Consider the following 2,865-nt stretch of genomic DNA (forward strand, 5'->3'; position numbering starts at 1 on the left):
GGCGAAGATGGCGGAGCCGCTCGACATCGTGTGGTCCCGTGCGCTCCCCGTCGGTGTATCGCCGTCCACGGTGACGGTGTCGCAGGACGCGGTCGGCCGCTGGTTCGTTTCCGTGCTCTGCGAGGACCCCTCCGTTGAGCCGCTGCCGGCCACGGATGCGGCCGTCGGCATCGACGTCGGACTGGATCACCTGGTGGTCCTCTCCGCCGGCGAGAAGATCGCCAACCCCCGGCACGAGCGCCGCGATCGGGCCCGGCTCGCCCGGGCCCAGCGACAGCTCGCCCGCAAGGCCGGGGGCGAGGGCGCGAACCGGGCTAAGGCCCGCCGGAAGGTCGCGGGGATTCACGCCCGCATCGCCGACCGCAGGCGCGATCACCTGCACAAGCTCACCACTCGGCTCGTTCGTGAGAATCAAACGATCGTGATCGAGGACCTCACCGTCCGCAATATGGTCAAGAACCGGAAACTGGCCCGTGCCATCAGTGATGCGGCATGGAGCAAGTTCCGGAGCATGCTGGAGTACAAGGCCCACTGGTATGGCCGCGAACTGATCGTGATCGACCGTTGGTTCCCCTCCTCCAAGCTCTGCTCCGCCTGCGGCAGCCTGCAGGACAAGATGCCGCTGCACGTCCGAACCTGGACATGCCACTGCGGGACGACCCATGACCGGGACGTGAACGCGGCGAAGAACATCCTGGCCGTCGGGCTGACGGCGTCTGTCTGTGGAGCTGGCGTAAGACCTCAACGGAGCACTCCGGGCGGGCAGTCGGCGATGAAGCAGAAACCCCCACGGCGCGAGCCGTAGGAATCCCTCCTTCAGGAGGGGAGGAAGCCAAGTCAGTGGTCCCCCGGCAGGTGAAGGCCCAGGTGGTGGGCGAAGAAGGCCATGACGTCCGCGTAGAGGCGGGCGCTGCGCGAGGAGGCGCGGGCGCCGTGGCCGACACCGCGCTCGGTGCGCAGTACGACCGGCGCGTGACCGGTTCCGGCCCATTGCAGGGCGGCGCACATCTTGCGGGCGTGCGCGGGGTCGACGCGTGTGTCGCCGTCGAAGACGGCGAGCAGCACGGGCGGGTAGGGCGCGCCCTCGCGCACCTGGTGGTAGGGCGAGTACGCGAGGAGGTGCGCGAACTGAGCGGGGTCCGCGGCACTTCCGTACTCGTCGCGCCAGCTCGCCCCCATGCCCGACAGTTCGTAGCGCACCATGTCGAGCAGGGGTGCCGCGCACACGACGGCGCCGTAGGTCTCCGGGCGGCGGGTCAGCGCGGCGGCGGCCAGCAGACCGCCGTTGGAGCTGCCGAGGACGCCGAGCCGGCCGGGGGCGGCCCACCGGTTGCGGAGCAGGTGGTCCGCCGCCGCGTCGAAGTCGTCGAAGGTGTTGTGCTTGTGCTCGCGGCGTCCGGCGCGGTGCCACTCCTCGCCCTCCTCTCCCCCGCCGCGCACGCAGGCCACCGCGTACACACCGCCCGCGCGCACCCAGGGGATGGCCTGGGGGGTGAAGCCGGGAGTCATGGAGGCGCCGAAGCCGCCGTAGCCGGTGAGGACGGCGGGGCGCGGTCTGCCGGGGCGGCCTGTGGGGGACATGACGAACATGTGCACCTCGGTGCCGTCGCGGGAGCGCACGACCTCCTGGGTGACGTGTACGCCCTCGACGGGGGCCATTTCCGGGGAGCCGCCGGCCCAGGGGCTCAGGCGTCCCGATACGGCGTCGTAGTGGAGGACGACGGTGGGGGTGCTGTGGTCGGTGTAGGCGAACCACAGTTCATGGCCTGCTTCTTGACGTGCAGTCAGTGACGTGATCGTTCCTCGTCCCGGCAGGGGTACGTTCCCGGTCCGGGCGCCGGTCCTGGCATCGTGCAGCGTCAACTCACCGACCGCGTGCCGGGTTCGTACGACGGCTAGGAGCGGCCGGTCCAGTGCCGGGCCGTCGAGGACCGTGAAGTCCTGGAGTACGGTGCCGGGTTGCTCGGCCACCAGAGTGCGCCAGGGGCGCGGATCAGCCTGGTGCGGATCAGTCTGGCCCGGCTGTGTGGCGTCGCGGGGGGCCGCGGCGATCCGGCCGCGCGGGGCACCGGCCGTGGTCCTCAGCAGCAGCGGTCCCGCACCCGGCCTGAGGCGGACGGCGGTGCGGCCGTCGGCGGCGTACTGAAGGCGGCGCAGGTCGGGCCGGTCGGGTCCGTTCGTGGTCAGGTCGCCGGTCCACAGGTCGGTGTGCGGGGAGGTGCCTTCGCTGGCGCCGATGATCAGGAGTCGGCCGTCGGAGGCGGTGGCGACGGTGTAGTACTGGGTGTCCGACCGTCCGGCGCCGAAGATCTCCACGTCCTCGTCGGCCGGTGTGCCGAGCCGGTGCAGATACACGCGGCGACGGGGTCCGGCCCCGGCGGGCGCGTCCCCGGACGACAGTCGGCGTACGTAGTAGAAGGCCCGGCCGCCCGGCAGCCAGGCCACGGGAGAACGGCGGACCCTGTGCACGGGCCCGTCGACCGTCTCGCCCGTCGCCGCGTCGAGCACGCGCAGCACCGAGTGTTCCGTACCGCCCGAGGAGAGCTGGACGGCCACGAGGTCGCCTTCCCAGGAGGGTTCCCAGGCGTCGAGTACCGTCGTACCGGCCGGATCGGTGTCCAGCGGGTCGAGCAGGATCCGCGTCCGGCCGGCCTCGCGGACGGCCAGTGCGGCGAGTTCACGCCCGGGTTCCCTGCGCGTGTGGAACTCCCGCCCGCCGCGCGCCACCGGCGGACGGCCCCCGCCTCCGGCGAGCAGGGCGGTCATGCGCGCGAACAGAGCGTCACGGGCCGGCCAGCGGGCCTCCTCCTCGGCGTAGAGCAGGTCCTGAGCGGCGCACCACGCGGTGGTGGCGGGGTTCCGCGC

General features: G+C 72.0%; 2 protein-coding genes. One reads left to right on the top strand and one right to left on the bottom strand.

Annotated elements, in window-relative coordinates:
* The coding region (locus ACWEBX_RS38840; RefSeq protein ID WP_451889418.1) for an RNA-guided endonuclease InsQ/TnpB family protein at positions 1 to 805 on the top strand (805 nt) is incomplete at its 5' end.
* A 32-nt stretch (positions 806 to 837) separates the two neighbouring features.
* On the opposite strand, the gene ACWEBX_RS38845 is transcribed toward ACWEBX_RS38840, so the two are convergent.
* The coding region (locus ACWEBX_RS38845; protein WP_451889419.1) for a prolyl oligopeptidase family serine peptidase at positions 838 to 2,865 on the bottom strand (2,028 nt) is incomplete at its 5' end.

It is taken from the genome of Streptomyces sp. NPDC005070, assembly GCF_053600395.1.